We start from the raw sequence: 8,633 nt of genomic DNA, 5'->3' as shown, positions 1-8,633 counted from the left end.
CTTCAGCGATCTGCGTCTGGCGTTCCTTGCCAGCTGTGTCGGGGCCTCGGCCGCAATCGAAGACTGGGCAACCGTGCGCATGCACTTGCCTGCGCTCGACCTCGAAGTCGGCCCCGGGAGTCCCTGCGTTCAGATGATCCTGGGCAAGTTCAAGGCGCAACTGGCCTTGCAGGAAGGGCGCACCGCCGAGGCTCTGGCAGTGCTTCGGGAATTGGCGACAAGATCGACTCAGCTCGACACAACCTACCTCGATGCCGCGGTGCGCACACGGCTGGCGCTGGCCGAGCTCGCCGAGGGTTCGCCGGCAAGAGCCTGGCAAGCGCTGGAGCCCTTGATCGAGCGGGTGCAGGCCAGCGGCAATGTAGGCCAGGTCCTGGTCACGGGCGTGCATGTCCTGACCCAGCTGTCGCTCGCGCCCTGGGGCACTGCCGCATCCAGCGAAGGGCTGGCGACCCTGCGCCAATGGGTCGAGACCGCGCGCCAGTTCAAGGCCGGTTCGCAGGAGGTTCCACGCGCCCCGACGACCAATGACGCGGGCCTCAGCGCCCGGGAACTCGAAGTTCTCGCCTTGCTGGCCGACGGCCAGAGCAACAAACTGATCGCACGCACCCTGGACCTGAGCCCGCACACCGTCAAGCGCCACGTGGCGCGCATCCTCGAGCGGCTCGACCTGGCCTCGCGCATGCAGGCTGCCGCCTGGTACCGCACACGCTTCGACGGCTGAGGCCGCTGGCCGCACCGTCCAATCGGCGACTCGTTTCACTCTGGAAGCATTGATCACCATGCCCGCCTTCCGCCTCGCACCCCACCACACCATCACCCTCGCTCTTGCGGCCCTGCTCGGCGCCTGCACGACAGCGCCCGCAGCCGGCTCGCGCAGCGTGACCATCGAGCGCACCACCTACGGCATTGCCCACATCACCGCCCCGGACTACGAGGGCATCGCCTACGGCATGGCCTACGCGCACGCGCAGGACAACGTCTGCCAGACCGCCGAGCACCTGCTGACCGCACGCGGCGAGCGCTCCCTGTTCCTCGGCCCGCAGGCCACGGGCGAGCTCGGTCTGGGCCGGCTGCCCAATGCGCAGATCGACCTGTTCGTGCGCGCGCACATGGACGATGCCGCGCTGGCGCGCGCCGCCGCCGCGAACAGCGAGGAGGTGAAGGCCTCGCTGCGCGGCCACGTCGCCGGGTACAACCGCTACCTCCAGGACACCGGCCCGGCCGGCCTGCCCGAGGCCTGCCGCAACAAGCCCTGGGTGCGGCCGATGACGCAGGCCGATGCCACCCGCGACACCGAACTGGCGATGATCCAGGGCGGCTTGGGCGCGCTGGCCGGTGCGGTGCTCGCGGCGGTGCCGCCGACTCCCGGCACACGGAGCAGCGAAGCGCCCGTGCCGCTGGAACAGGCGGTGGCAGAAAGCACGCGCTACAGCCCTGCCGCCAACCCCGAAGGCGGGGAACTCGGCTCCAACGGCTGGGCCTTCGGCCGCAACGCCACGCCCGACGGCCGCGGACTGGTGCTGGGCAATCCGCACTTCCCATGGACCGGCAGCAACCGCTTCTGGGAGACGCACCTCACCATCCCCGGCAAGCTGGACGTGATGGGCGTCACCATCGGCGCGGGCGCGTTCGTCGTGATCGGCTTCAACAAGGATGTGGCCTGGACGCACACGGTCTCTACCGGCAAGCGCTTCACCTTGTACGAGCTCAAGCTCGACCCGGCCGACCCGACGGTCTACCTCGTCGACGGCCAGCGCCGCCGGATGACGGCGAAGACCGTCGTCCTGCCCGCGCTGGACGGCGCCGCGCCGGTACAGAAAACCTTCTACGCCACCGAGTGGGGCCCGGTCGTCGCGCTGCCGCGCGCCGGGCTCGGCTGGACCACCACCACCGCGTATGCCGTGCGCGATGCCAACACGCAGAACATGCGCGCGGCCCAGAGCTGGATGCAGATGGCCCTGGCGCGCAACGTCGGCGCGTTGCGCGCCGCAATGGGCAACCAGGGCATACCGTGGGTCAACACCATCGCTGCGGACCGCGAGGGCAACGCCATGTATGCCGACCTCTCGGTGGTGCCCGACGTCCCGGCCGAGATGCTGCAGTCCTGCGCGCCCTCGCCCCGGGCTGCCGCGCTGTTCAACGCAGGCGGCCCGGCGGTACTCGACGGTTCGCGCTCGGCCTGCGCCTGGCAACGCGACCCGGCGGCCGCCATGCCCGGCGTGACGCCGCCGCAGCGGATGCCGGTGGTCGTGACGCCGGACTGGGTGCAGAACAGCAACGACAGCTTCTGGCTCAGCAACCCGCACATCGCGCCGCCCGCAGGCATCACGCCGCTGGTCGGCTTCGTCGGCACGCCGCAGCGGCTGCGCACGCGCAGCGGCATCCAGGAGATCGAGGCCCGGCTGGCCGGCAGCGATGGGCTGCCCGGCAACCGGATGGGCGCGGCAGAACTGCGGAGCGTGATCTTCCGCGACCGCAACTTCGCCGGCATGCTGGTGGTGGACGACCTGGCCGCCGCCTGCGCCACGAACGCCGCCGCGCTCACGCAGGACCAGGCGCTGGGCTGCCGCGTGCTCGCGGGCTGGGACCGCACCAGCAACAGCGCCTCGAAGGGCGCGCCGCTGTTCCGCGAGTTCTGGCGCAAGGCCAGGAACGTTCCCGGAGTCTGGCGCATGCCCTTCGACCCGGCCCGGCCGGTGGTCACGCCGGCCGGCCTGGACATGGCCACCCCTGCGACGCGCGACGCGGTCTTCAAGGCGCTGGGCGAGGCGGTCGGCATCGTGCGCACCGCCGGCTTCCCCGCCGACGTGCCGCTGGCCGAGGTGCAGACCCGCCTGGTGCGCGGGCAGAAAGTCGCGATCCACGGCGGCGACGAGTTCGAAGGCGTGCTCAACAAGGTGGAGAGCCAGGGCCAGTCGCTGATCGACCCCAAGGGCTACAACATCAACTTCGGCAGCAGCTACATGCAGGTGGTGGGCTTCGACGAGCGCGGACCCGTGGCGCACGCTATCCTGACCTACGGCCAGAGCAGCGATCCCGCCTCGCCCCGCGCCTACGACCAGTTGCCGCTGTTCGCGGCCAAGCAATGGCATCCGCTGCCCTTCCACCGTGCCGATGTCGAGGCGCAGCGCGCAGGCGCCCCGCTCCGGCTCGCCTACTGAACCCATCGAGAAACCAAAGAAATCCATGCACCCCGGTCTGGCCGAACTGATTCGCCTTGCAGCCGCCGAGCCCTTGAAGCCGGCCTGCGACCATTTCTACTTCCTGCGCCACGGACAGACCGAAGGCAATGCGCAGCGGATCTTCCAGCGCGTCGACATACCGCTGAGCCAACTGGGCCTGGAGCAGGCCGCGCGCGCCGCCGAGCGGCTGGCGGGCGAGCCGATCCGCAGCGTGGTCTGCAGCGATGCGCGGCGCGCCTTCGACACCGCGCACACGGTAGCCGCCGGCCTGGGGCTGACGCCCCTGCATTTCGAGGGCCTGCGGGAGCGCAACTTCGGCGCGCTGATCGGCACCTCGTCGGCCGACCTGGACTGGGCCTGCGAACCGGAGGGCGGCGAGACCTTGCCGCAATTCGTTTCGCGCAAGCGTGCCGCGCTGGCCTCGGCGCTCGAGCATCCGGCCCCGGTGCTGATCGTGGCGCATGGCGGCTCGCTCCACGTCCTGGCCGCCGCGCTCGGCGTGCCGTCGGACCCGGACGTGCTGGGCAACGCCCAGCCCTTGCGTTTCGAGCGAAACGGTTCCGCATGGACGGCGAGGCCGCTCCTGCACCATTCGGGTGGTGGAGCCGCGCTGGCCTGATGATGCAGTCCGTCAGCCTCGCCCGCGCGAAGATCCAGGCCCCGCGCTTCCGCAGCGGTCTGATCCCTCGCAGCGAATTGGAAGCGCGCCTCGATCAGGCGCTGACGGAGCGACGGCTTGTCCTGCTCGTGGCGCCGGCCGGCTACGGCAAGACGGCCGCGCTGTCGCGCCAGTTGCAACGCCTGCCCCCTGGCTGTGTCTCTGCATGGCTCACTGCCGACGAGGACGACGACCTCCAGCGCTTCCTGTCCCACCTGATCGAAGCGCTCGAGCCTCTCGATCCGCCGTGGCGCCTGGCGCCGGAGGCCTTGTTCGACCTGGTGGCACACGGCAGGCTGCGCGAATCGGCAGCGGCACTGCTTCGCACCCTGGAAGCAACCGAGGCCCCCCAGGGCGGCGTCATCGTCATCGATGACCTGCACGCCGTGGCCGATACCCGTGTGTTCGAGTTCCTGAACCTCATGCTCGAAGACCTGCCGCTGCAATGGACGCTGGCCATTGCCACCCGGCTGGAGCCGCCGCTGTCGTTGGGTCGCTGGCGTGCGCGCCGCGAGGTCGCCGAATTCGACGAGACGTTCCTCGAGTTCTCGAGGAACGAGGTGCAGGCGCTTTGCCGTCATGCCACCGAGAGCGACGACCCGGCGCTCGTCGAGCACCTGCTCACCCGAACCGGTGGTTGGGCCGCCGGACTCTGCCTGGGCCTCGAAGCCCATGACAGATTTGCCGCGGCGGCAACCAGGGGCGCCTGGCACAACCGCCGCCATCTTTTCGACTACCTGGCCAGCGAAGTCCTGGAGGACCTGCCGGAGGATTTGCAGGAGTTTCTGATGCGCTGCTCCGTTCTCTCCGAGCTCACCGTGCCGCGCTGCAGGGAGCTCAGCGGCAACCCGCGCGCGGAAGCGCTGCTCGAGGACATCGAACGCCGCCGCCTGTTCGTCTCGATCCTCGACAGCGACGACCTGACGATGCGTCTGCACGACCTGTTCCGCGAGTTCCTCGAGGAGCGCCTGCGCCGCATCCATCCCCTGGAGGTCCCTGCCCTCCTGCGCCGCGCGGCGCTGGTTGAAGGCGATCTGGTGCGCCGCACGCTCATGTACCTGCGCGCCGGGGCATGGGACGAGGCCGAACGGAGCCTCGGCGATGCAACGCCGGACATGCTGGCCAGCGATGAAGGCAGCCAGGTGCTGCGCATCGTCGAACAGTTTCCTCGCGCGATGCAGGCCGCATCGCCAGTCCTGGCCCATGCCCGGGGTCTGTGCGCGTGGCCGCATGACCAGTACGGCGCGGTCGCATCGCTCATGCAGCGTGCCGCAGATGGCTTCGACCTCTTGCAGCGACACGACGAAGCCCAGCGCGCACGGGCCATGCAGGCGCTCGCCACCTTTTTCTGCGGACGCCTGGACGAGGCCCGCCAGCTCGGCCGGATCGTCCGGGAGCAGGCGATGGATCTCGAAACCGAGACGCTCACGGAGCTCCTCGACTACTGGCTGGAAGGCTATCTCGGCCCGATCGACGGCCCCGGGCGCCGCCTTGCCAGGGTCGTCGATCTGCTCCACCAGGGCCGCAGCACCGAACTCTGGTCCCGCTGCATGCCCCACATCAACTTGTTCATCAGCCGTCCCGGCGTGAGCGTGCAGTTTCAGCGGCTGATCGACGGCGCCAGGTCGGCAGCGGGCGACGGACGCTGGTCGCTCCAGGCCAGCGCGAACCTGACGGAGGCCTGGCTGCTTCTCTGGCAGGGCCGAGCCGCGGAACTCGATGTCGCGTTTCAGCGGATCGAGGAAGATTCGCGCTGGCTCGGGCAGCCGGCGGGGCTGCGGATGAGGCTGGCGAACCAGCAACTCAACCACCAGCTGATCCGCGATGACCGGCAGGCCGTGCGGGCGAGCCGCGACGAACTGATCGAGCATGCCCGGCTGCTGGACCCCTCGAGCGATCTCCCCATGGCCTACCTGGCCGTCGCGCTGCGGGCTTCCGTCGCCATCGCAGACTGGCAGGCCGTACGCATGCACCTGCCCGCCTTCGAAGTCGAGGTCGCCCGCGGAAACCTCTCGATGCAGCTCTTCCTGCAGTTCTTCAAGGCCGCGCTGGCCCTGGAAGACCGGCGGATCGGCGAGGCGCTGGCGATGCTGCACGAACTGGTCGCGAATCCAGCCTTGCTCAACTGGACCTACCTCGACGCCCTGGTGCGGACGCGCCTGGCGCTCGCCGAGCTCGCCGATCGTTCGCCTGCCGCTGCCTGGCTCGCATTGGAACCCCTGCTCGAGCGCGTGGGAAACACCGGCAACGTCGGCGAACTGCTGACCACGGGTGTCCAGGCCCTGCGCGACCTGTCGGCCGCCGCCTGGAACGGCGACGCGAGCCCGGAGCGTCTGGCAGACCTGCGCCGCTGGATCGATGCTCGCAGGCCGGCCGGGTCCCCGATGCAGGCCGTGCAACCCCACCCGGCGCTCGACGGCACGCCCCTCAGCGCTCGGGAACTGGAGGTGCTTTCCCTCCTGACCGAGGGGCAGAGCAACAAGCTCATTGCGCGTGCACTCGACCTGAGCCCGCACACCGTCAAGCGGCACGTGGCACGCATCCTCGATCGACTGGACCTGGACTCGCGCGCACAGGCCGCCCATTGGTATCACACCCATTTCGCCGCTTGAGGGTGCAGATGTTCCGTGACGATTCGTCACGCCGTGGAAGCGGTCCTACATTGGCGGTGAAGGCGCTCCTGCAACATTCGGGTGTCAGCGTGACTCTGAGTTGCTGAACCGCCCCACGGATCCACCCTCCCCTCACATGGACTTCAAAGACTACTACCAGGCACTGGGCGTGGAGCGCACCGCGTCGGAAGACGACATCCGCAAGGCCTACCGCAAGCTGGCGCGCAAGTACCACCCGGACGTCAGCAAGGAGCCCGACGCCGACCAGCGCATGCGCGAGATCAACGAGGCCAACGACGTGCTGCGCGACAAGGAGAAGCGCGCCGCCTACGACGCGCTGGCCGACCAGATCGCGCAGGGCCGCTACGCCGGCGGCCGGCCGGGCGAGGGCTTCCAGCCGCCGCCGGGCTGGGACGAGGGCTTCGAATTCCACCGCGGGCCGGGCCAGGGACCGGCCGACCATGCCGACTTCAGCGAGTTCTTTTCCTCGCTGTTCGGCGCGGCCGAGCGGCGCGGCGCCGAGCGCCGCCAGCACCGCGCTCGCGGCGAAGACCACCATGCCGCCATCGAGATCGCGCTGGAAGACGCTCTCCATGGCGCCGAGCGCGAGATCACGCTGCGCTCGCAGGTGCTCGATGACCAGGGCCGTCCCGAATGGAAGACCCGCACCCTGAGCGTGAAGATCCCGCCCGGCGTGCACCCGGGCCAGTACATCCGGCTGGCCGGCCAGGGCATGCCGGGCCACGGCGGCGAGCCGGCGGGCGACCTGTACCTGGAGGTGCGGATCGCGCCGCACCGCCTCTACCGCATCGAGGGCCGCGACCTCTACATGACCCTGCCCGTCACACCGAGCGAGGCGGCGCTGGGCGCGCAGGTCCAGGTTCCCACGCCCGGTGGCGGCGTGGTCGAGGTGAAAGTGCCGCCGAACGCACGCAGCGGCCTCAAGCTGCGGCTCAAGGAACGCGGCCTCCCCGGCCAGCCGCCGGGCAACCTGTACCTGCTGCTGGAGATCGCGCTGCCGCCGGCCGACACCGAGGCCGCCCGCAGGGCCTACGAGCAACTGGCGCAGGCCGCCCCCTTCGACCCGCGCCGCCATCTGGGAGTGTGACGACATGGCCAACCCTTCGATCGACAGCACCGCCCTCGGCAGCGCCCATCCGCTGCGCGCGCACGAGCTGGCGCATGCCTGTGGCGCCGAACTCGGCTGGGTGGTCCAGCTGGTCGAGGTCGGCATCATCGAGGTGCGCAGGCCGGCCGAGCAGCCGGACGACTGGTGCTTCCACAGCGCCGACCTGCAATGCGCCCTCGATGCGCGCCGGCTCGAGCGTGATTTCGGCGTCGGGCTGGACGCGGCTGCGCTGATCCTCGACCTGGAGCACGAGGTGCGCAGGCTGAAGGCCCTGCTCAGCGCGCGGGGGCTCGGCCGGGAGATCTGACATGCCCGTGGTCTGCGACCAGTGCGGGACCGAGAACCGCGAGAACGCCAAGTTCTGCAAGGGCTGCGCGGCCCGGCTGCCGGCCTTCGTCGCCACCGGCCCCTCCGCGATCGAAAGCATGAAGACGCTGCGCACCGCCCATGCGCCCGCCGCCGCGGCCGTCATGCCGCCCCCCGGACAACTGCCGATCGAGACGCGGGCCTTCTGGGTCCGGTTCGCGGTGCTGTCGGTGCTGGTGACCACCGTCTTCGTCAGCTGGTACGCCTACGTCACGCGCAAGGTGCCTTCGAATCCGGCGTTGCGCCCCGCATCCGTCGTTGCCGCCGCAGCCCCGGCGGCCGCAGTGCCGGCAACGGCCGCCAAGGCACCGCTGGCGCCGCTCGACGTCCCGAAGAACGCGATTCCCGAGCCGGTGCGCGCCACGGAGACGCTGGCGCCCGGCGAAAGGCTCGTGGAATCCGGTACCGCACAGCCGGTCCCCCCGCAGCAGGTGGCCATGCTTCCGCCGCGCAACGACGCGCAGTCCGAGCGGCTGGAACATCCGCGCAAGGTCGCCGCACGCCCGAGCGGCTCCGACCCCCGCCCAGGCTGCGCGCACCTGAACTTCATCGCCGCGTCGCGCTGCGAGGCCAACCAGTGCGCCAAGCCGCAGTACTACAAGCACCCGCATTGCAGCGCCGTGCGCGAACAGACCCGGCGCGACGTGGCGCGGCGCAACCCGCTGCAGCTGGGGTATTAGGCG

General features: G+C 70.2%; 7 protein-coding genes. All 7 read left to right on the top strand.

Going from position 1 to position 8,633, the window contains the following annotated elements:
* On the top strand, window positions 1–724 hold a 724-nt coding region (locus A8M77_RS31935), incomplete at its 5' end, for a helix-turn-helix transcriptional regulator (RefSeq protein ID WP_337590036.1).
* Between the two features lie 58 nt (window positions 725–782).
* Window positions 783–3,164, top strand: coding sequence for a penicillin acylase family protein (locus A8M77_RS31930; RefSeq protein ID WP_086925499.1), 2,382 nt, complete (start codon window positions 783–785; stop codon window positions 3,162–3,164).
* A gap of 25 nt (window positions 3,165–3,189) precedes the next feature.
* Entirely contained in the window at window positions 3,190–3,804 is a 615-nt protein-coding gene (locus A8M77_RS31925) for a histidine phosphatase family protein (protein ID WP_086925495.1), read from the top strand.
* Complete coding sequence (locus A8M77_RS31920; RefSeq protein WP_086925494.1) at window positions 3,804–6,455, top strand: helix-turn-helix transcriptional regulator; 2,652 nt, start codon at window positions 3,804–3,806, stop codon at window positions 6,453–6,455. The genes A8M77_RS31925 and A8M77_RS31920 overlap by 1 nt, the downstream gene beginning before the upstream one ends.
* A 136-nt stretch (window positions 6,456–6,591) precedes the next feature.
* Window positions 6,592–7,563 (top strand): DnaJ C-terminal domain-containing protein, encoded by a 972-nt coding sequence (locus A8M77_RS31915; protein WP_086925493.1) that lies wholly within the window; start codon window positions 6,592–6,594, stop codon window positions 7,561–7,563.
* Between the two features lie 4 nt (window positions 7,564–7,567).
* Window positions 7,568–7,891 (top strand): chaperone modulator CbpM, encoded by a 324-nt coding sequence (locus tag A8M77_RS31910; RefSeq protein ID WP_086925492.1) that lies wholly within the window; start codon window positions 7,568–7,570, stop codon window positions 7,889–7,891.
* A gap of 1 nt (window position 7,892) precedes the next feature.
* The gene (locus tag A8M77_RS31905; RefSeq protein ID WP_086925491.1) at window positions 7,893–8,630 is read left to right on the top strand and encodes a zinc ribbon domain-containing protein; all 738 of its coding nucleotides are present in this window, start codon (window positions 7,893–7,895) and stop codon (window positions 8,628–8,630) included.
* The last annotated feature ends 3 nt before the right edge of the window (window positions 8,631–8,633 follow it).

Source organism: Variovorax sp. JS1663 (assembly GCF_002157355.1).
Classification (GTDB): Bacteria; Pseudomonadota; Gammaproteobacteria; order Burkholderiales; family Burkholderiaceae_C; genus Variovorax.
Note: the sequence above shows the minus strand (reverse complement) of the source record. Positions and strands in the feature narration are given on the sequence as shown.